The sequence below is a fragment of the Oricola sp. genome (genome assembly GCF_022763245.1).
Classification (GTDB): Bacteria; Pseudomonadota; Alphaproteobacteria; order Rhizobiales; family Rhizobiaceae; genus Oricola.
In genome coordinates this window covers 49,206-69,330 of the sequence record NZ_JALEGV010000043.1, presented here as the reverse complement: position 1 = coordinate 69,330, position 20,125 = coordinate 49,206, and the positions used below count along the sequence as shown (strand labels likewise).

Sequence of the window (20,125 nt, the reverse complement as noted above, 5' to 3'; positions counted from 1 at the left end):
GGCCGAAAGCGGCGACCTCAGGCCTTGCGCAGGATGACGCTGCCGGCGGAATAGCCCGCGCCGAAGGAGCAGACGACGCCGAGATCGCCCGGCTTCAGGTCGTCGGAGAACTTCGAAAACGCGATGATCGAGCCCGCCGACGAGGTGTTGGCGTAGTCCTGCAGGATGTTGGGCTGCTCGCCCTCCTCAGGCGTGCGGCCAAGCACGCGGGCGCCGATGAGATCGTTCATGCCCTTGTTGGCCTGATGCAGCCAGAGCCGCGAAAGATCCTTCGGTTCAAGGCCGTTGTCGGCGAGGTGGCCGAGGATCAGTTCGGAGACGATCGGCACGACCTGCTTGAAGACCTTGCGGCCCTCCTGGCGAAACAACATGTCGCGCCGGTCGGCCATGTGACCTTCGCGGGTGCGGCGCAGGAAGCCGTTATTGTTGCGAATATTGTTGGAGAACTGCGTCAGGCAGCGCGTCGAGAGGATGTCGTAGCGGCCCGGCGCCTCGGCGCGGTCGGCGCGTTCCAGCACCACGGCGGTACAGACGTCGCCGAAGATGAAGTGGCAGTCGCGGTCGCGCCATTCCAGATGCGCCGAGCAGATCTCCGGATTGACCATCAGGATGGCGCGGGCGGAACCCGAGCGGATCATGTCGGCGGCAGCCTGGATGCCGAAGGTGGCGGACGAGCAGGCGACGTTCATGTCGAAGGCGAAGCCCTCGATGCCAAGCGCCTGCTGCACCTCGATAGCGATGGCCGGATAGGCGCGCTCGTGGTTCGACGCGGCGCAGATGACGGCGTCGATGTCGGCCGGCGTGCGGCCCGCCTGCTCAAGCGCGACCGTTGCCGCCTTCAGCGCCATCTCGGCCATGACGGAGAGTTCGTCGTCGGCGCGTTCCGGCAATACCGGATGCATGATGTCGGGATCGAGCACGCCGGTCTTGTCGAGGACGAAGCGGCTCTCGATCCCCGAGGCCTTGACGATGAAGCCCTCGTTGGACTGCGGCAGCGGCTCGCGCTCGCCGGCGGCGATCGCCTCGGCATGCAGCGCGTTCTGCCTGTCCGCATAGGCGTTGAAGGCAACGACGAGTTCGGCGTTGGAAATCTTTTCAGCCGGCGTGAAGACGCCGGTGCCGGAGATGGATACGGAATGCATGGGCACTCGCAACGAAATTCGTGGTGGAGGGCGGCATAGGCGCTCCACCACGGCAATTCAATTCAAAAGCGCCTTTGCGGTCAGAACGGGTTGACCGCGTCGGCGACGCGGCGGACCCCGACGATGACGGCGCCGCCGACCGTCGCCGCCCCGTCGGCGGCGAGATCGATCGGCTTGGTGAGCGTTTCGCGGTCGGGCGTAAGCGCGCCGATCGCCCGGCCGACACGGGCGAGCAGGCCCGGTGCCTTTTCCTCCTCGGCCGGCATTTCGGCGGGCGTCTCGGCGGGGATCTGCGCTTCGCCCTCGGGCGGAAGGGGCGCCTCCCCCTCGAAGGGCGATTCCGGCGGAAGCGCCGCGGCCGCGACCTCGGCGCCCGTGGCATCGGGCTGGTCGCCCTCGACGGCCGACGCCATCGGCAAGGCGCTTTCCGGCGAGCAGACCGCGACGACCGTCGGGTAGTCGGCCTCCAGCGTCGCCGCCAGCAGCGGCTCGGACGCCGCGCGACATGCCTCGACCGTCTCGTAACGCTCCGTTCCGACGCGCACGAAATCGCATTGCGCGCCGGAATCGTCGCAGCCGAGCAGGCTCAACACGATAAGGGCTTCAGCGGCAGCCATGGTGAATTCTCCTTTTTCGCGTCGGAATAGGCGGCGATTGTAACAGCCTCGCGGCGGCATTCCGACGACTTTGCGGCAATTTTCCCGTCAGGCGGGCGGGATCGCGGCGGATCGACAGAGGCCCGCTCTAAAGCCAGAAGTCGCGATGCGGGGCGACGAGCTTGTCCTCGATCTCCGGGAAGGGCCCGTGAACGTCTATCTTCTTCTGGCCCGTGGCGAGCACCTCGCGGCAGGACAGGCTCATGGTCGGGTTCTCTTCATGGTCGCCGGTCAGCGCGAGGAGCTTCGTCTCCTCCACGCCATAGACCAGCCGGCCGATATTCGCCCAATAGAGGGTGCCGGCGCACATCGCACACGGCTCGAAGGTGGAGACCAGCGTGCAGGTCCACAGGAACTCCGGCGAATAGGCCGCGCCGGCGCGCCGCGCGAGCTCGGTTTCGGCGTGATGCAACGTGTCGATGTTGCCCTGGCGCATGAGGATCTCGTCGTCGGGGCCGACAAGCACCGCGCCGAACGGATGGTGGCCGTGCTGTCCCGCGCCGCGCGCGACCGCGTCTGCGGCTAGAAGGTGCGAGATCATCTGGTCACGGGTCATGTCGTCAAGCCTGCCGTTTGCGGAATTGGCCGGCATCGAACGGATGCCGGCCGGAGGGGCCCATATTTCAGGAGCCCCGCATGATTGGCAAGCGCCGGCCTAGAGCGGCCAGACCAGGAGGATCGTCGGGATCGCGACGGCCAGCACGATGAGTTCCAGAAAGATGCCCATGCGCCAGTAGTCGCCGAAGGCGTAGCCGCCGGGGCCCATGATGATGGTGTTGTTCTTGTGGCCGATCGGCGTGAGGAAGGCGCAGGAGGCGGCGACCGCGACGCCGATCAGGAACGGATCGGGATTGACCTCGAAGGCGTTGGCGACGCCGACGCCGATCGGCGCGGCGATCAGGGTCGTGGCGACGTTGTTGAGGAAATCCGACAGCGTCATGGTGACGACCATCAGCACGGCGAGCACCACCCAGGCGGGCGCGCCCTGTGTCGCCGAGACGATCGCCTCCGCGATCAGTTGCGTGCCGCCCGAATCCTCCAATGCCAGACCGAGCGGGATCAGCGAACCGAGCAGGACGATGACGCGCCAATCGACCGCCTCGTAGACTTCCGATCCGCCGAGCAGACCGGCGAGCACATAGGCCACGACGACCATGCCGAGTGCGATGTCGAGCGAAACGAGGCCGAACACGGCCGCCGCGATCGCGGCGACGAAGGCGCCGATGGCGAAGCCCGCCTTGCTGCGCTGGAGCATCTGCGTGCGCCCCTCGGCGAGCGGCAGGACGTTCAGCCAGGCGGCGATCTCGACGATGCGGTCTTCCGCGCCCAGCAGCAGCAGCACGTCGCCCGGCATGATCTTCAGCTTGCGCACCCGCTCGCGAAAGCGGCGGCCGCCGCGCGACACGCCGAGCAGCGTGACGCCGTGGCGATATTGCAGGCGCAAATCGGTCGCCGAGCGGCCGACGACGCGCGCGCCGTCCGGCACGATGGCCTCGATCAGCGTCAGCGACGGGCCGGCCGCGCCGCCGTCATGTTTCTCGGAGCCGGAGAAATCCAGCTCGGCCGCGCCCATGAAGGTCTCGATCGATTTCGGGTCGCCTTCCAGCACGAGGAAATCGGCCTTGGCGAGAGTCTCGTTGCGCGAGAAGCCCGGCAGGCGCTTGCCGCGCCGGATGAGGCCGATGACGGCGATGTCGTGCACATTGGCGAGCGGATAGAGCTCGTGGAGCTGCTTGCCCTCCGATTTCGAGCCCTCCTGCACGCGCGCCTCGGCGACGTAGAGGCCGGCGTCGCCGCCGCTCTTGAGCGTCGCCGGACGGTCGCGCGACGGAATGAGACGCCAGCCGACCAGCGCGACAAAGGCGATGCCGGCGACCGACACGGCGAGCCCGACGGGCGCGAAATCGAACATGGAGAAGGGTTCGCCGAGCGCCCGGTCGCGATACTGGGCGATGACGATGTTGGGCGGCGTGCCGATCAGCGTGATCATGCCGCCGAGGATCGTGGCGAAGGAGAGCGGCATCAGCGTCAGCGCGGCGGCGCGCTTGGCCTTGGCGGCGGCCTCGAGATCAAGCGGCATCAGGAGAGCGAGCGCGGCGACGTTGTTGATGACGGCCGACAGCGCGGCGCCGACCACCGCCATGACGCCGATATGGCCGGGGACGGCACGATCCGGCGCGACAACGAGGCGCGCGATGCGCTCCACCGCACCGGAATTGACCAGTCCGCGCGAGACGATCAGCACCAGCGCAATGATGATGACGGCGGGATGACCGAAGCCCTCGAAGGCCGATTCCGGCTCGATATGGCCGGCGGCGACCGCGATCAGCAGCGCGGAGAAGGCGACGAGGTCGTAACGCACCCTGCCCCAGACGAAGAAGGCGAAGGTCGCCCCGAACAGGGCGAAGAGGAAGATCTGCTCACCGGTCATGGGGCCTCCCTAGCAGACGAATGAGGCCCGACAACAGCGCGGCCCGCGCCGCGCCTATTTCTTCGCGCCGGCGACCGGTTCGTCAATGTTCTCGTGATCGACAAGGTTCCACGCGAGACCGGCATTTCGGTAGATTCGTTTCTTGAGCTTCGGGTAGTCGCCGACATCGTGGGCAAGCCGCTCCCCGACCACGATGCAGCGCAACGTGGTCGTGCCGGTATTCGTGATCGAATGGGCCAGACCGCCCTTGCGATAGCCGATGAAGTCGCCCGCCCGGATGATCACGGTGTCGTCGCCGATATGGGCCGTCGCCTCTCCGGCGAGGACATAGACGCATTCATCCTCGTAATGGTGGACATGGTGCTCGGTCGTGTCGTGGCCCGGCTCGACCTCGATGATGTGAAAGCCGAGGCCGGTCAGCCCGGTCTCGTCGCCAAGCGACTTGTTGATCCGCACGGCATCGGGGTTGAGGAAATGGGTCTTCCTCAGACCCGGCATCGCCTCGATCTCGGCGGCGGTCAGCAGATATTTCTCGTCCGGCATCGAACACTCTCCGAAGGGGTTGCGCGACGGCCGAGGGATCAGCCGTGGTTGAAGACGATCGTCTTGGTCGCCGACATGTCCATCAGCGCCTCGAAGCCCTTTTCGCGGCCATGGCCGGACTTGCCGAAGCCGCCGAAGGGCAGTTCGACCCCGCCGCCCGCGCCATAGGCGTTGACATAGACCTGGCCGGCGCGAATGCGCTTGGCGACGCGGTGCTGGCGGCCGCCGTCGCGTGTCCAGACCCCAGCGACAAGGCCGTATTGGGTGCCGTTGGCGAGCCGGACGGCCTCCTCCTCGCTGTCGAAGGCAAAGGCGGCGAGGACCGGACCAAAGACCTCTTCCTGGGCTAGGACGGAGAGCGGATCGACACCGCCGAACAGGACGGGCGCCTGGTAATGGCCGCCGGCGGGCGCGTCGTCGGCGACGGCGCCGCGGGCCAGCAATTCAGTGCCGCCGGCCTCGGCCTCGGCGATCATCGCGGCGACGCGGTGGGCCTGCCTGGCATTGATCAGCGGCCCGAGATCGCCGTCGCGATCATGCGGCTCGGCGACGAGGGCGCAAAAGCGGCGCGCCAGTTCGGCCGTGACGGCGTCGTAGACCGGCCTTTCGATCAGGACCCGACTTCCCGCCGAACAGGTCTGGCCGCCATTCTGGATAATGGCGTTGACGACAACCGGCAGCGCCGCTTCCAGATCGGCGTCAGCGAAGATCACCTGCGGGGACTTGCCGCCGAGTTCCATCGTCACGCCGCGATTGTTGCATGCGGCGGCCTGCTGGATGGCGGTGCCCGTGGCCGGCGAGCCGGTGAAGGTGACGTAATCGACGCCGGGATGGCCCGACAATGCGACGCCGGCTTCGGCGCCGTAGCCGGTCAGGACGTTGAAGACGCCGGGCGGGCAACCGGCCTCGAGCGCCAGTTCGGCGATGCGCAGGCTGGTGAGCGAGGCATCCTCGGCCGGCTTGACGACGAGCGTGTTGCCCATCGCCAGCGCCGCGCCGGCGACGCGGGCGAGGATCTGCAGAGGATAGTTCCACGGAATGATGCCGGCGACGACGCCGTGCGGCTCGCGCGTGGTGAAGGCCGTATAGCCCTGCAGGAAGGGGATCTGGTCGCCGTGGGCCTTGTCGGCCGCACCGCCGTAGAATTCATAGTAGCGGATCGCCGCATTGACGTCGGCAACGCCCTGGCGCGCCGGCTTGCCGGTGTCGCGCGATTCCAGCGCCGCCAGCTCGTCGCGATTGGCGGCGACCAGGTCGCCCAGCCGCGTCAGGACGCGGCCGCGCTCGGTGGCCGTCATACGGCTCCACGCGCCGGTCTCGAAGGCCTGACGCGCGGCGCGCACGGCGGCATCGACATCGGCCGCGTCGCTTCGCGGGATCGAGGCGAAGACGTGACCGTCGGAGGGACAGGCGACCTCGATGCGCGCGCCGGATTGCGCGCCGACAGTCTTGCCGCCGATGACGTTGAGCGCGGCGCGCTCCTCGGCGACGGTTCGCAGCAATGCGGTGTCTGGCGTGTCGAGCATGTCCTCGCCTCCCTTCGGCGGCCGGCCCTCTGGCCGAAGCCGTATCCGGGCGCCATCATGCCTGCCGGGGATGCGGATTGCACGGCCTGAAACGCCAGCTCCTCGCGCCATGGCGACATGCGCCCTGTTCGCACGAATGTAACATGACGCGATGTAACATGGCGCCTGTGTGCAGTGCGAAAAAAATCGGAATCCGATCTGGCCTTTTTAAATCGATTAGATTATAGGTCGGGCGTCTCCTCTGGAAAGACAGGAAGCCTCCATGTCCGCTCAGATCATTCCCGTCGACCCCTTCGACTACATCGTGTTCGGAGGGACGGGCGACCTTGCCGAGCGCAAGCTTCTGCCCGCGCTCTATCACCGCCAGGTGGACGGCCAGATCATCGACACGTCCTGCATCATCGGCGCCTCGCGCACCGAGATGAGCGACGACGACTACCGCAATTTCGCGCATGAGGCGCTGAAGCGCTTCGTCAAGGAACCTCTGGACGACGAGGAGGTCGGCAAGTTCCTGGAGAAGCTGCGCTATGTCGCCGTCGATGCGAAGTCCGACAAGGGCTGGGACGAGTTGAAGTCCAGGCTGAGCGACGATCCGCTGCGCAAGCGCGCCTGCTACCTCGCCGTCGGCCCGTCGCTCTTCGGCGATTTCGCCACCAGGCTGCGCGACCACGGGCTTATCACGCCGGAAACGCGGATCGTCGTGGAAAAGCCGATCGGCCGCGACCTGGCGTCGGCGCGGACCCTCAACGACACGCTGGGCGAGGTGTTCACGGAAGACCAGATCTTCCGCATCGACCATTATCTCGGCAAGGAGACGGTGCAGAACCTGATGGCGCTGCGCTTCGCCAACACGCTCTACGAGCCGCTTTGGAACTCCGCCCATATCGACCACGTGCAGATCACGGTCGCCGAATCCGTCGGGCTGGAAGGCCGGGCAGGCTATTACGACAAGGCCGGCGCGCTGCGCGACATGGTGCAGAACCATCTCTTGCAGTTGCTCTGCCTGGTCGCGATGGAGCCGCCCTCCTCCATGGACGCCAACGCGGTGCGCGACGAGAAGCTGAAAGTGCTGCGTTCGCTGGCGCCGATCGACGGCTCCAATGTCGAACAGATGACCGTGCGCGGCCAGTATGCGTCCGGCGCGTCCAATGGCGGCCCGGTCAAGGGCTATCTGGAAGAGCTGGAAGGCGGCGCGAGCAACACGGAAACCTTCGTCGCCCTGAAGGCGGAGATCGGCAACTGGCGCTGGGCGGGCGTGCCCTTCTACATGCGCACCGGCAAGAGGCTGGCGAAACGCGTCTCGGAGATCGTCATCTCCTTCAAGCCGGTGCCGCACTCGATCTTCGGCAGCCCCGCCGGGCGGATGATCGCGAACCAGCTCGTCATCCGGCTGCAGCCCGACGAGGGCGTGAAGCAATGGATGATGATCAAGGACCCCGGTCCGGGCGGCATGCGGCTGCGCCACGTGCCGCTGGACATGAGCTTTGCGGAATCCTTCGGGGTGCGCAATCCGGACGCCTATGAGCGGCTGATCCTCGACGTGATCCGCGGCAACCAGACGCTGTTCCAGCGCCGCGACGAGGTGGAAGCCGCCTGGAAATGGGTCGATCCGATCCTGAAGGCGTGGGAAGAGGTCGACCAGCCGGTGCGTCAGTACACGTCCGGCACCTGGGGACCGTCGGCCTCCATCGCCCTGATCGAACGCGACGGACGGACCTGGTATGAAAGCTGACAACGGCACCCTTCACCGCCACGACTATCCCGACCGCGAGGCGCTGGCGACGGGGCTTGCGGCCGGCATCGCGGCCAAGCTGGCCGGCGCGATCAGCGAGCACGGCCAGGCCTCGATCGCCGTCTCCGGCGGATCGACGCCGAAGCGGCTTTTCGCCGTCCTGTCGCAGGCCGACATCGCGTGGGACCGGGTGACCGTGCTGCTGGTGGACGAGCGCATCTGTCCGCCGGATTCCGACCGCGCCAACCAGAGGCTGGTGCGCGAGACGCTGCTTAAGGGGCCTGCGACGGCGGCGCATTTCGCACCGTTCGAGACCGGTCTTGCGACGCCCGACGAGAATGCGGCGCGCAGCGCGGAGCTCTTCGCCGGCGTTCCCTTGCCGCTCGACGTCGCCGTCCTGGGCATGGGAACCGACGGCCACACGGCCTCGTTCTTTCCGCATGGCGACAAACTGTCAGAGGCTCTCGACATGGAAGGTCAGCGCAAGGTGGTGGCGATGAAGGCCGACGGGGCGGGCGAACCGCGCCTGACGCTGACGCTGCCCGTGTTGCTGGACGCCCGCTTCCTCGCGCTCCATATCGAGGGTGAAGAGAAGCGCGGCGTGTTCGACACGGCCTGCGCCGGCGCCGACACCCATGCCATGCCGGTACGCGCCGTGCTCAACCAGAGCGGCACGCCGGTGCATGTCTTCTGGGCGCCCTGACGCCCGCCGACCCGATCCACATCACAGGGAGTCCTGACCCATGAGTGACGTGCAGAAACAGATCGCCGAGGTCACCGACCGCATCCGCGAACGTTCCAAGCCGACGCGCGAAACCTATCTTGAGCGGCTGCGCGCCCGCGCCGAACAGGGGCCGAAACGGTCAAAGCTTTCCTGCGGCAACCTCGCCCACGGCTTCGCCGCCTGCGGACCGGCCGACAAGGCCGACCTGATGGGCGACACAGTGCCCAATCTCGGCATCATCACCGCCTATAACGACATGCTGTCGGCGCATCAGCCCTTCGAGACCTTCCCCGCCCTGATCAAGCAGGCGGCGCGCGAGGCCGGCGGCGTCGCGCAGGTGGCCGGCGGCGTTCCGGCGATGTGCGACGGCGTCACCCAGGGCCAGGCCGGCATGGAATTGTCGCTGTTCTCGCGTGACGTGATCGCCATGGCCGCCGGCATCGGCCTGTCGCACGACATGTTCGACGCCGCCGTCTATCTGGGCGTCTGCGACAAGATCGTGCCGGGCCTGCTGATCGCGGCGCTCACCTTCGGGCATCTTCCGGCGATCTTCGTTCCGGCCGGCCCGATGACCACCGGCATCTCGAATGACGAGAAGGCGAAGACCCGGCAGCTCTATGCGGAGGGCAAGGTCGGCCGCGCCGAATTGCTGGCGTCCGAAAGCGCCTCCTATCACGGACCGGGTACCTGCACCTTCTACGGCACGGCCAATTCCAACCAGATGCTGATGGAGATCATGGGCCTGCACATGCCGGGCGCGAGCTTCGTCAATCCGGGCACGCCGCTGCGCGACGCGCTCACCAAGGAGGCGGCGAAGCGCGCGCTCGCCATCACGGCGCTCGGCAATGAGTTCACGCCGGTCGGCGAGATGATCGACGAGCGCTCGGTCGTCAACGGCGTCGTCGGCCTGCATGCCACCGGCGGTTCGACCAACCACACGATCCACCTGATCGCGATGGCGGCAGCGGCCGGCATCAAGCTGACATGGCAGGACATTTCCGACCTGTCCGACGCGACACCGCTTCTCGCCCGCGTCTATCCGAACGGGCTTGCCGACGTGAACCACTTCCAGGCGGCCGGCGGGCTCGGCTTCATGATCCGAGAACTCGCCAAGGGCGGCCTTTTGCACCGCGACGTGCGCACCGTCTTCGGCGAGGGGCTGGAGCCCTACATGGTCGAGGCGAAGCTCGACGGCGAAACCGTGGTGCGCGAGCCCGCGCCGGAGATCTCCGGCGACGAGAACGTGCTGGCCCCGATCGAGACGCCGTTCCAGACCAATGGCGGGCTGAAGATGCTGACCGGCAATCTCGGCAAGGCGGTGATCAAGATCTCCGCGGTGAAGCCGGAGCGGCATGTGATCGAGGCGCCCGCGGTGGTGTTCCATTCGCAGGACGCGCTGCAGGAGGCCTTCCGCAAGGGCGAACTGGAGAAGGATTTCGTCGCCGTGATCCGCTTCCAGGGGCCGAAGGCCAATGGCATGCCGGAACTGCACAAGCTGACGCCGTCGCTCGGCGTGCTGCAGGATCGCGGATACAAGGTGGCGCTGGTGACCGACGGCCGCATGTCGGGCGCGTCGGGCAAGGTGCCGGCGGCAATCCATGTGACACCAGAAGCGCTCGACGGCGGGCCTATCGCCAAGGTGCGGGACGGCGACGTGGTGCGCGTCGATGCGACGGCCGGGACGCTGGAAGTGCTCGTCCCGTCGGCGGAGTTCGCGGCACGCACAGCGGCCACCGAGGATCTGGCCGACAACGGCTTCGGCACCGGTCGCGAGCTGTTCGAGACCTTCCGCCGCGTGGCGGGCCGGGCCGACGAGGGCGCGAGCGTGTTCGCATGAACGGACTGAAGCGCCCGATCCAGCCGATGCCGGATTTCGTCACGGACGCCCTCACCCGCAGCGGGCTGCGGCCGGCCTATGACGCGCGGCCGGATTACCAGCGCAACGACTATCTCGGCTGGATCAACAAGGCCAAGCGCGACGCGACCAAGCACAAGCGGCTCGCCCAGATGCTGGACGAATTGCGCGAGGGCGACGTCTATATGGACATGCCCTGGCGCGGCGCGTCGGCGGCGCGCTGCTGAGGCTTCAAGGGCGTCTGAGCGCCTGCAAGGTCAGGACGCGCCGGCGCGAGAAGCCGAGTTTCTCGTAAAGGCGGATCGCGGTTTCGTTGGCCGCGTAGGCGTGCAGGAACGGCGTTTCGCCGCGTTCGAGGATTCGCGTGGCGACGATCCGCGTCAGAAGTCCGGCATAGCCGTGACCGCGACAATCGGGATGCGTGCAGACGCCGCTCACCTCGCAATAGCCGGCCGGATGCATGCGCTCGCCTGCCATCGCGACCAGCCGGCCGCCCTTTCGCATGCCGATGAAATCGCCCAGCGTGTGGGTGCGGGCGAGGAACGGGCCGGGCTTCGTCATCGTCGCCAGTTCCAGCATCTCGGGCGCGTCGGCGTCGCCCAGCGGCAGGATGTCGTCGGTCGCCTCTGCGGTCACAAGGTGCGTGGCGATCATCTGGGTGAGGTCACCGCGACTATCCTCCACAAGACCGGGCGGGACCGGGCTCGGCCGGTCTCGCGCCAGGATGACGGTCTCGCCCGGGCCGACGAGTGCGGCCAGATCGCGGAGGCTGTCCTCGCTGTCGTCGCGAAGGGCCGACAAGGGCGAGATGTCGGCGGGAAAGCGCAGCGCGTTGGGGCCTCCGACCGCAAGGCCGGACTGGCCGGTGCTGAGCGCGGCCCAGATCGGCCGGTCGAGAACATGGTCAGCCATCGTCACGCTCGCTTTCACGCAGTTCGTCCGCGCGACGGTCGAGCGACATGCGGTCGAGCTCGTCCTCAATGCGATCGAGTTGGCTCAGGATCGGACCGTCGAGACCGGCGCACATCGCACGCACCGCTGCCTCGACATGCGGCCACAACTCGGTTTGCGCGCGGTGCAGAAGTGCGGCCCCCTTCGGCGTGATCGCCACCGGCTTGCGCCGCTGGTCGCCCTTGACGCGCACCGCCTCGACGATCCCCGCCGCTTCGAGCTGTCGAACGCTGCGGGTGACGCCGGGCTGCGAGACGCCGAGCGCGGAAGCGAGTTCGCCGATGGTCAGCGGTCCGTCATCGCTCAACGTCACCAGAAGCGGCCAGACGCCTGGCGGCATGTCGACGCCCGCCTGCTGCAGAAACCGCGCGGTCTCGCCCTGCAGGCGCTCGCCGACGCGCTTCAACCGGCTGCCGAGCGGCAGGTAGCCGAGTTCGCGGGTGACGTCCCGAACCATGTCGCACTCCATCATATACCACGTTATATAACGTGTTATATTTCTTGCGACGGGTCAAGCCCGTGGATCGTGATTTCGCCGATCGAAGGCGGGGTCAGATGATTTCGTCTTCGTCGAACAGCGGATCGGACTGCAGTTGCGCCTCGATCCGGCCGATGCGGGTTTCGGCCGGCAATCCGGCCTCATCGACGGAGGCGATGTGGAACAGGGCCTCGCCCTCGTTGACGACCGGCAGGTTGGTGCGCCCGATGACGAGCCCGGCGGTCGCGGCGCGCACCTCGGTCTCGTTGACGCCGAAGGGATCGCTGACGATGCCAAGCAGGTCGCCGCCGGTGACCCATTCGCCGGTTCCCTTGTAGGCGCGCAGGATGCCGCCGGCCGGCGCGCGCACCCATTTGCTGGAATGCGAGAACAGCGGCTGCGTGCGGGCGCTGCGAACGGCCTTCGGGCCCAGCATTCCGAGCGACTGCATGACGCGCAATATGCCGGTGACGCCGGCGCGAATGGCCAGTTCGTCGAAGCGCAGGCCCTCGCCCGCCTCATAGACCATGATCTCGACGCCGCGCGATATCGCCGCCTGGCGCAACGAGCCCTCGCGCAGCCCGGATTTCAGGATCAGCGGCGCGCCGAAGGCCTCGGCGAGGCGTATGGTGCCGGGATCGTCGGCCGAGATGCGGATCTGCGGCAGGTTGGTGCGGTGGATGGCGGCGGAATGCAGGTCGATGCCCGCGTCGCAGCGCGCCACGACCATGTTCAGGAAGGTGTGGGCAAGGCGCGCCGCCATCGACCCGGTCTCGCTGCCCGGAAAGGAGCGGTTCAGGTCGCGCCGGTCGCTCAGATAGCGCGAGTGGTTGAGAAAGCCGATGGCGTTGACGATCGGCACGGCGAGCAGCGTGCCGGCGATGCGGTCCACCGGCTTGGCGTGCAGCAACCGGCGCACGATCTCGACGCCGTTGATCTCGTCGCCATGGATGGCGGCGCTGACGAAGATGACCGGTCCGCGTTTGCGGCCATTGATGACGTGAACGGGCAGGCTGACCGGCGTGTGGTTGGACAGGACGCCGAGCGGGATGTCCACCGTCCGGCGGCTGCCGGGCTCGATCGAGACGCCGGCGAATTCGAACGGCTTCTGCTTTTTCACCCGGTTGGTCGTCACCCCTGGCCCTTGGTCCTGGTCTTGCCGGGCTTGGCGTTGGATTCGATGAATTCGATGATCATGCCGGCGACGTCCTTGCCGGTCGCCTTCTCCACGCCTTCCAGGCCGGGCGAGGAATTGACCTCCATCACGACCGGGCCGTGATTGGAGCGCAACATGTCGACGCCGGAGACGTTGAGCCCCATTGTGCGCGCGGCGCGGATCGCGGTCGCCCTCTCCTCCGGGGTGATCCGGACCGGCGCCGCCGAGCCACCACGATGCAGGTTGGAGCGGAACTCGCCTTCGGCGCCGGAGCGTTTCATCGCCGCAACGACCTTGTTGCCGATGACGAAGGCGCGGATGTCGGAGCCTTGGGCCTCGCGGATATATTCCTGCGCCATGATGTGCACCTTGGCGCCGCGAAACGCCTCGATCACGGATTTCGCCGAGCGCATCGTGTCGGCGAGCACGACGCCGATGCCCTGCGTGCCTTCCAGCAGCTTGATGACGACCGGCTCGCCGCCGGCGATCTTGACGATGTCCTCGGCCTGCTTGGGATCGTGGGCAAACGCGGTGACCGGCAGGCCTATGCCCTCGCGCGCCAGGAGCTGCATGCAGCGCAGCTTGTCGCGCGAGCGGCCGATGGCGACGGATTCGTTGAGCGGATAGACGCCCATCATCTCGAACTGGCGCAGCACGGCGGTGCCGTAGAAGGTCACGGACGCGCCGATGCGCGGGATGACCGCGTCATAGCCCTGCACCTTCTCGCCATTGTAATAGACCTCTGGCCGGCGCGAGGTGATGTTCATGTAGCAGCGCAGCGTGTTGATGATGTCGAGCGTGTGGCCGCGCTGCTCGGCGGCCTCTTTCAGGCGCTGATGCGAGTAGAGGCCGGGATTGCGGGCCAGCATGAGGATCTTCATCGATATCTCCCGGTGAACGGATCAGAAGCGCGGTTCGCCGGCGAGCCAGGATTTGCGCGGATCGACAAGAAGCTTGCCGATGCGCATCGCCGTTCTGCCGAGAAGCATTGCGAAGACCATGTCGTCGCGATTGGTCAGCGTGACTTCAATGGTAAAGGATTGCGGCCCGATGACAAGCTGGGTGGCGATCACGCAGCGGCGCTCGGTCTGGCCGCCGGAATTCTTGACCTCGCGCTGATCGCGGACCCGCGCCTCGGCGAATTGCTCGGCGTCGGAGGAATCGTCGCGCGGCGGATGGAAGCGGACCCAGGGCCGGCCGGCCTTTTCGAAGAACTCCAGATTGTTGACATGCAGCGCCGATGTGAGCGCGCCGGTATCGACCTTGGCCTTCAGGCGGGAGACCTGCATGTCGGGCAGGCCGACATATTCGCGCCAGCCGATCAGGCGGTCATTGTTGGCCAGGCTGCGGATCGCCTGCACGGGCGTGATGTCCGGAGTTGCCATGCGTCGATGCCTTTCAGCCCTGCGGGTGGGCGGTGCAATAGCGCCGGATCGAGGGCGCGTCGAGAGGATTTCAGGCGGCGGCGGATCGGCGAGTTTTGTCACCATAGCACTTTTCGCCATGACCCCACGCCTGTTCGTCTGCACTATGGCGGCCTCCAGCCACGGACAGATGCGATGCACGGACCGGACCTGCTGCTCTCCTACACGACATTCTGCCTGATCATGGCGACCACGCCGGGCCCCAACAACATGATGGTGCTGGCGTCGGGCGTGCGCTTCGGCACGCGGCGCACGCTGCCGCTGGCATTGGGCATCGCGGTCGGCATGGCGGTGCTGTTCGGGGCGACCGGATCGGGCCTCGGGGCGGCCTTCGACGCGCTGCCCGCGCTGGGCACGGGCTTGCGGCTGCTGTCGGCGGCGTTCCTGTTCTGGCTCGCCTGGAAGATCGCCACCGCCGGACCGCTGAGGCGCGACCAGGACGAATTGAAGGTGCTCGGCTTTCCGACCGGCGTCGCCTTCCAGTGGATCAATCCGAAGGCCTGGGCGGCGGCGATGACGGCCGCCTCGACCTATCTGCCGGACGGTGCCGGCGCGACGACCATCGCGGCCGGCGCGGCCATCATCGCGCTCGCGGCGCTGTTCGCGACGACGACCTGGCTCACATTCGGGCTGCTGATCAGCCGCTTCCTGCACGAGCCGGGCCGCGCGCGCGCCTTCAACATCGTCATGGCGGTGCTGCTGCTCGCCTCGACCCTGCCGATCCTGTTCGGCAGGCTTGCGGAGTGAACCAACGAAAAGAGGCGCCCGCAGGCGCCTCTCCGACTTCGCGGGAACCGGCCGGTCAGTTGGCGTTCATCTTCATCTGGCCGTGGTTCATGTTCATCTCCATCTGCCTCTTCACCTCGGCGGCGTTGAGGATGTCGAAGTCCATCTCGATCTCGCCGGCGTTCTGGAACTGCAGAGTGACCTTTTCGGACTGGCCTTCCTGAAGCTGGCGCTTCATCTGCATGAACATGACGTGGAAGCCGCCGGGCATCAGCATCACTTCGCCGCCGGGCGGGATTTCGAGACCGCCCTCGATCTCGCGCATCTTCATGACGTCGCCATCCATCTTCATCTCGTGGATCTCGACCTTGCCGGCGAACTCGGCAGACCCGCCGATCAGGCGGTCGGCCTCGGCGCCGTTGTTGTGGATCACCATGTAGCCGCCGGAGACCGGCGCGCCGGGCGGGGTGGTGCGGGCGCGCGGATTGTCGATGACGAGGTCGCCGAGCGTGTAGGTTTCCGCGAAGGATGCGGCAGTACCGCCGAGCAGGGTTACGGCGGTGGCGAGTGCGATGAGTGTGTTTTTCATTGGAGCTGATTCCGTCTTCAGGGCCGGCGCTGCGCGCACGGCCGACAAATGTTCGATGGTGTATCTCGAAGAACGAGCCCGAAGGCTCAGGCGGAAACGGAGGGAGGACCGCGTTTCGACGCGGTGACGAGATCGACGGTGGCGACCGGCGGCCCGGCGACGAGGGCGACGATCAGGCCAAGCGCGACCGGTATCGGCCGCGCCAGATCCGGCGTGGCCGGCGTCGAGGGCGCGGAACCGCCGGCGATCAGGCAGAAATCGCAGACGATGTGCGACGCATGGTCGGCTTCGCCGCCGCCATCGGTGTCGCAGATGTCCGGGACGGAGCCGTCGGGAAAGGCGTAGAAGGCCAGTTCGAGCGGCGAAGGCGCCTGCGGCGCGGCGACCGCTGCCCGGTGGGCGAAGGCAGACATGACCACCGCCGCGACCAGAAGGACGCGGAGCCAGACCGCCGGAGCGGCTCGTCTTGCGGCGATCGATCTCCTCATCGCTCCCAACTGGCAATTGCGCGCGGCGCCGTCAATCCCGGGGGCGACGCTGTGGCGCAGCGTCGCACGGGTCATGTCAGAAGGTCGGCGCTTCCTTGCCGGCGGCGCGGCAGGCCGAAATCAGCGTCGAGGCCATCAGCATGGCGACCGTCATCAGGCCGACGCCGCCCGGCACCGGCGTGATCGAGCCGGCGACCTTTTCAGCAGCCTCGTAATCGACATCGCCGACGACGCGGTAGCCCTTCTCGGTGTCCGGCGCATCGACGCGGTTGATGCCGACATCGATGACGCAGGCGCCGGGCTTGACCCAGTCGCCCTTGATCATTTCCGGCCGGCCGACGGCGGCGACCAGGATGTCGGCCTCGCGGCAGACCGCCGGCAAATCCTTCGTGCGCGAATGTGCGATGGTGACGGTGGCGTTGGCGGCGAGCAGCAGGTTGGCCATCGGCTTGCCGACGATGTTGGAGCGGCCGACCACGACGGCGCTGAGACCGGACAGGTCGTCGGTACCCAGCGCCTGGCGGATCATCACCATGGAACCGGCCGGCGTGCAGGGCACGAAGGCGGAGCCAAGCTGGCCGGTCGTCAGCCTGCCCACATTGACGAAGGAGAAGCCGTCGACGTCCTTGTCGGGCGAGATCGCCTGGATGACCTTGCCGTCGTCGATGTGATCAGGCACCGGCAACTGCACCAGGATGCCGTGGATCGTGTCGTCGTCGTTCAGTTCGCCGATCAGCTTCAGGAGATCGGCCTCCGACGTCTCGGCGGGCAGCCGGTGGGTGACCGACTTGAAGCCGCATTCCTCGGCGCGTTTGCCCTTGGAGCGCACATAGAACTGGCTCGCGGAATCCTCGCCGACGATGACGACCGCGATGCCCGGCTGCAGGCCGGTTTCGCCGACGAGCTTCGCCGTTTCGGCCTTCACCTTCTCGAGCACCTGCGCCGCGATGATCTTGCCATCAATACGTTCAGCCATGCCATCCTCTCCCATGATGAGATTTTTGCCGGACAATTGCACGGCTTGGCGCCGAAAGAAAACACCCCGAACGGCGAAAACTGCCGCATTGGGAACAGAAAGGCGATTGTGACGGCAAAGCCCGCCGGCTCTTTCGAGACGGCGGGCCGTTCTTGTCCGGTTTCGGACCGTCAGGCGGCGCGGCTGCTGCGTTCGGAGCGGCGGCGCATCAGCGTCTCGACCGTGTCGCGCAGGTCACGCACGGACTGGCGCAGATCCTCCAGTTCCTCGTTGGGCGCCGGCGGTTGCGGCGCGCGGGGAGCCGTTGCCCGTGGCGCCGGGGCCTGCGGCGGCGGCGCATAGGCGGGCGCAGGCTGGGCCGGCATGGCGTGCTGCGGCATCTGATGTGTCGGCATCTGTTGGGCCGGCATGGGCTGCGGCGGAACCGGCCAGCCATAGGGCGGATATGCGCCGGCATAGGGCTGGGGCGGCATGGGCTGCGCGGGCATCGGCCAGGCATAGACGGGCTGCGGCGGCGCATAGGCGACCGGCATGGGCTGCGCGGGCCAGGGCGCGGGCTGCGCGACCGGCTGCTGGGCGGGATCGGCCTGCGGCGGATAGGCGTAATAATGCGGCGGATAGGGATACATGTCAGCCTCGCTGGCGTTGTCGTCGAATTCGATGCCTTCGTCTGCCTGGCCCGCGTCGGCGGCATCGATGCCTGACCGGTCATATTCAAGCTCGTCTTGACGCGCGTCGAAACCGGAGGCGGCGTCGGCGATCTCAAGAGCCTGTGCGCGGTTCGCCGGGGTCGACAACGCGCGGCGCAATCCGGCGAGAAGGGCAAGCGTCAGCCCGAGCGCGAGCCCGGCGCCGCCGAAACCGGCAATGACGGACATGCGCGACAGCGACGACGGCTGCTGCGGCGCCTCCGCGGGCGCGATCACCTGAATGTCGGCCGTGCCCAGCGTTTCGATTTCGCCGGCTTCACGGGCGCGCAACAGGGCGGCCTCGTAGAGCTGGCGGGCGGCGTCCACCTTACGCTGCAATTCGCGCAGGCCGATGCCGGCCTCGCTTGTGTGGACGGAGGCGGCCTTCAATTCGGCAAGCGAAGCCGCGAGCGTCTGTTCGGCCTGGGTCGCGCGACGCAGATCCGCCTGCGCGCCTTCGACGATGCGGCGCAACTCCGCCGCGATGTCCGCTTCCACCGAGCGCAGTGCCGCCTCGGCCTCGCCCAGCTTGGGATGGCGGGGCCCGAGCGCGTTTCTCAGGCTGGCGATTTCGCGGCGTTCGGCGGCATGCTGGGCGCGGAGCGCCGACAGCGTGTCGGTCACCAGTTCCTGCGGCAGGCCGCCCGACAGGATCGAGACCACATCCGCCGAGCCGGCCGTGTCGGCACGGGCCTGCGCGGCGATTGTCGCAGCCTTCGCCGCGGCGAGCTGGCCGGTGACCACCGTCAACTCGTCGTCCGTGACCAGACGGCCTTCCGGCCCGAGCAGGCCGTTTTCGGCGCGGTAGCGCTGCAGCGCCCGTTCGGCGGCCTCGACATCGGCGCGCAGGGATTCCAGCCGCCCGCCCAGGGCCGTCGAGACGGCGCCGGCGCTCTTCGCGCGCAGGGTCTCGCGTTCCTCGATGAAGGCGGTCGTCACTTCGTCGGCGATCCGCGCCGATTTCTGCGCATCCAGCGTGGTGACGCCGATATCGACGATGAAGGTGTCTCTTGCCCGTTCGGCGGCGAGGCGATCGTCCAGCGCCTGCATGGCGCTGCGGCCGCGCTCATCCACCGTGTCGTCGCCCGTGACGATCGACCAGAAGGCGCGCACCGAGCCGAACACTCCGCCCAGCGTATCGTTGACGCCGTTGAATTCCGGATCGTCCTGCAGGTTGGCGCGCTGCACCACCTTGCCGAGAAGCGCGGGGGAGCGGATGAGCCCGAGCTGGCTGTCGACGATAGCGCGGGCCAGTTCGCCGTCGGGATTGGCCGGCGCGACGCCGCCACCGAGCAGTTCGACCTGGCGCGGGTCGAGGAGAAGCCTTGCGTGGGCGGTGTAGCGCTGCGGCGCCGACAGCGCGACGGCGAGACCCGCCGCAAGCCCGATACCGGTCAGCGCCGCAATCGGCAACCGCCAGTCGCGCAGGGTAGCGACGATGCCGCCCGCTCCGTCCGAGGCCGGCGCATCGTCCTCGACCGCGGCCCGACGGGCCCGGCCGATGAAGATTTCGCGCTCGGCGAACTGCGGCTCGTCATGGGCGGCCGGCGCCTCGCGGGGTTCAGCCGCCGCGTCACCGGCGGGAAAGGCGTCGTCATGCGCGAAAGCGTCGTCTTGCGCCCATGGGTCCTGCATCACCTCGTCCGCCGGCTCGTCGTCGAGACCGTGCGGTTCGACGCGACCGTCGGCGGCGAGACGTTGCAGGAGCGGATTTTGCTTGCGGCCCTCGCGCGCAAGACGCGCGCGGCGATGGCGTTCGCTGGCCGACAGGGCCGATGTCGCGCCATGTCCGGGCGACGGTTCGGCATGCGTGCCGGCAGCGCCGCCGCGCGGAAGCGGAGACGCCCTTTCGGCACGCCCGGAACCTGTATCGTCGGAGTCGAACATCGGCCACCGCAAGGGATCGCGTTTTGCGCGCAGGCGCGCGCGGTTTGGTAAATGCAGGTTAAAGAAACACGGGTAACAAAAGGTTAATCGCGGCCGTCCGGAGCATGCGAACAAGGCCTTTGCGCCTCCCTTGCGTCCTGGCTGCCGCGCCG

The 20,125-nt window shown here is 67.5% G+C and carries 20 protein-coding genes; 5 read left to right on the top strand and 15 right to left on the bottom strand.

All coding sequences use genetic code 11. The annotated features are described in order from the left end of the window. Positions 1-17: 17 nt before the first annotated feature. From MRY80_RS25605 to MRY80_RS25580, 6 genes are all read right to left on the bottom strand, one after another. Positions 18-1,142 carry a beta-ketoacyl-ACP synthase III gene (locus MRY80_RS25605; protein ID WP_293294479.1) on the bottom strand — a complete coding sequence of 375 codons (1,125 nt, stop codon included), beginning with the start codon at positions 1,140-1,142 and terminating at the stop codon, positions 18-20. Between the two features lie 80 nt (positions 1,143-1,222). Next, positions 1,223-1,759 (bottom strand): hypothetical protein, encoded by a 537-nt coding sequence (locus tag MRY80_RS25600; protein ID WP_293294477.1) that lies wholly within the window; start codon positions 1,757-1,759, stop codon positions 1,223-1,225. Between the two features lie 127 nt (positions 1,760-1,886). Continuing rightward, positions 1,887-2,354 carry a nucleoside deaminase gene (locus tag MRY80_RS25595; protein ID WP_293294475.1) on the bottom strand — a complete coding sequence of 156 codons (468 nt, stop codon included), beginning with the start codon at positions 2,352-2,354 and terminating at the stop codon, positions 1,887-1,889. A 99-nt stretch (positions 2,355-2,453) separates the two neighbouring features. Then, a complete protein-coding gene (locus MRY80_RS25590) occupies positions 2,454-4,229 on the bottom strand; it encodes an SLC13 family permease (protein ID WP_293294474.1) in 1,776 nt (591 codons plus the stop codon). Positions 4,230-4,283: 54 nt separating this feature from the next. Beyond that, positions 4,284-4,772, bottom strand: coding sequence for a cupin domain-containing protein (locus MRY80_RS25585; protein ID WP_293294472.1), 489 nt, complete (start codon positions 4,770-4,772; stop codon positions 4,284-4,286). 38 nt (positions 4,773-4,810) lie between these two features. Next, complete coding sequence (locus MRY80_RS25580) at positions 4,811-6,298, bottom strand: aldehyde dehydrogenase family protein (protein WP_293294470.1); 1,488 nt, start codon at positions 6,296-6,298, stop codon at positions 4,811-4,813. Between the two features lie 262 nt (positions 6,299-6,560). Here MRY80_RS25580 and zwf point away from each other — a divergent pair, with 262 nt between their 5' ends. Genes zwf through MRY80_RS25560 form a run of 4 tightly spaced genes read left to right on the top strand, consistent with a single transcriptional unit; the run spans position 6,561 to position 10,836 of the window. Continuing rightward, a complete protein-coding gene (gene zwf, locus MRY80_RS25575; RefSeq protein WP_293294468.1) occupies positions 6,561-8,030 on the top strand; it encodes a glucose-6-phosphate dehydrogenase in 1,470 nt (489 codons plus the stop codon). Then, positions 8,020-8,733, top strand: coding sequence for a 6-phosphogluconolactonase (pgl, locus tag MRY80_RS25570; protein WP_293294466.1), 714 nt, complete (start codon positions 8,020-8,022; stop codon positions 8,731-8,733). The genes zwf and pgl overlap by 11 nt, the downstream gene beginning before the upstream one ends. 40 nt (positions 8,734-8,773) lie before the next feature. Then, positions 8,774-10,591 carry a phosphogluconate dehydratase gene (gene edd, locus MRY80_RS25565; protein WP_293294464.1) on the top strand — a complete coding sequence of 606 codons (1,818 nt, stop codon included), beginning with the start codon at positions 8,774-8,776 and terminating at the stop codon, positions 10,589-10,591. Further along, positions 10,588-10,836 carry a YdeI/OmpD-associated family protein gene (locus MRY80_RS25560; protein WP_293294462.1) on the top strand — a complete coding sequence of 83 codons (249 nt, stop codon included), beginning with the start codon at positions 10,588-10,590 and terminating at the stop codon, positions 10,834-10,836. The genes edd and MRY80_RS25560 overlap by 4 nt, the downstream gene beginning before the upstream one ends. Before the next feature lie 4 nt (positions 10,837-10,840). Here the strand turns inward: MRY80_RS25560 and MRY80_RS25555 are convergent, their stop codons facing one another. From MRY80_RS25555 to MRY80_RS25535, 5 genes are all read right to left on the bottom strand, one after another. Beyond that, the gene (locus MRY80_RS25555; protein WP_293294460.1) at positions 10,841-11,521 is read right to left on the bottom strand and encodes a GNAT family N-acetyltransferase; all 681 of its coding nucleotides are present in this window, start codon (positions 11,519-11,521) and stop codon (positions 10,841-10,843) included. Then, positions 11,514-12,017 (bottom strand): MarR family transcriptional regulator, encoded by a 504-nt coding sequence (locus tag MRY80_RS25550; protein ID WP_293294458.1) that lies wholly within the window; start codon positions 12,015-12,017, stop codon positions 11,514-11,516. Before MRY80_RS25550 ends, MRY80_RS25555 begins: the two co-directional genes overlap by 8 nt. A 94-nt stretch (positions 12,018-12,111) precedes the next feature. Further along, positions 12,112-13,158 (bottom strand): succinylglutamate desuccinylase/aspartoacylase family protein, encoded by a 1,047-nt coding sequence (locus tag MRY80_RS25545; protein WP_293294457.1) that lies wholly within the window; start codon positions 13,156-13,158, stop codon positions 12,112-12,114. A gap of 11 nt (positions 13,159-13,169) precedes the next feature. Then, the gene (gene rimK / locus MRY80_RS25540) at positions 13,170-14,075 is read right to left on the bottom strand and encodes a 30S ribosomal protein S6--L-glutamate ligase (RefSeq protein ID WP_293294456.1); all 906 of its coding nucleotides are present in this window, start codon (positions 14,073-14,075) and stop codon (positions 13,170-13,172) included. Positions 14,076-14,096: 21 nt separating this feature from the next. Continuing rightward, a complete protein-coding gene (locus MRY80_RS25535) occupies positions 14,097-14,579 on the bottom strand; it encodes a RimK/LysX family protein (RefSeq protein ID WP_293294454.1) in 483 nt (160 codons plus the stop codon). A 174-nt stretch (positions 14,580-14,753) separates the two neighbouring features. Between MRY80_RS25535 and MRY80_RS25530 the strand changes: the two genes are divergently transcribed. Further along, positions 14,754-15,365 (top strand): LysE family translocator, encoded by a 612-nt coding sequence (locus MRY80_RS25530; protein ID WP_293294452.1) that lies wholly within the window; start codon positions 14,754-14,756, stop codon positions 15,363-15,365. 55 nt (positions 15,366-15,420) lie between these two features. On the opposite strand, the gene MRY80_RS25525 is transcribed toward MRY80_RS25530, so the two are convergent. From MRY80_RS25525 to MRY80_RS25510, 4 genes are all read right to left on the bottom strand, one after another. Beyond that, positions 15,421-15,933 (bottom strand): copper chaperone PCu(A)C, encoded by a 513-nt coding sequence (locus MRY80_RS25525; RefSeq protein WP_293294450.1) that lies wholly within the window; start codon positions 15,931-15,933, stop codon positions 15,421-15,423. 86 nt (positions 15,934-16,019) lie between these two features. After that, positions 16,020-16,496 (bottom strand): hypothetical protein, encoded by a 477-nt coding sequence (locus MRY80_RS25520; RefSeq protein ID WP_293294449.1) that lies wholly within the window; start codon positions 16,494-16,496, stop codon positions 16,020-16,022. Position 16,497: 1 nt separating this feature from the next. Further along, positions 16,498-17,397, bottom strand: a complete 900-nt coding sequence (locus MRY80_RS25515; protein ID WP_293294447.1) for a bifunctional methylenetetrahydrofolate dehydrogenase/methenyltetrahydrofolate cyclohydrolase — start codon at positions 17,395-17,397, stop codon at positions 16,498-16,500. A 170-nt stretch (positions 17,398-17,567) separates the two neighbouring features. Further along, positions 17,568-19,973, bottom strand: coding sequence for a GumC family protein (locus tag MRY80_RS25510; RefSeq protein ID WP_293294445.1), 2,406 nt, complete (start codon positions 19,971-19,973; stop codon positions 17,568-17,570). Positions 19,974-20,125 lie beyond the last annotated feature (152 nt).